A 232-nucleotide genomic window follows, 5' to 3' on the forward strand; every position below is an offset into this window, starting at 1 on the left:
GAAGCCAGGTGCGTTACCGCCATGGCCGTTAGTCAATGTGCTCATCGTCATCCTCCGGATAGGTGATGGTGCTCGGGATGACCAGTTTGCCAGCATTACAGGCCGTGTTCAACATGTCGCGACAGGGACGTAAAAAAGGCGGGCAGTGCCCGCTTTTCGATGGTCGGGGACCGATCAGGCTTTGGTACGGCGGCGCACGGCGATGCCGGCGCCCAGCATGGCGATGCCGAAC

The 232-nt window shown here is 60.8% G+C and carries 1 protein-coding gene; it reads right to left on the reverse strand.

Translation table 11 applies throughout. From position 1 onward, the window contains the following. Positions 1–28: 28 nt before the first annotated feature. The coding region (locus tag KVT32_RS31820; RefSeq protein WP_217619607.1) for a hypothetical protein at positions 29–232 on the reverse strand (204 nt) is incomplete at its 5' end.

The sequence above is a fragment of the Achromobacter sp. GbtcB20 genome (assembly GCF_019091095.1).
GTDB classification, from domain to species: Bacteria; Pseudomonadota; Gammaproteobacteria; order Burkholderiales; family Burkholderiaceae_B; genus Achromobacter; species Achromobacter mucicolens.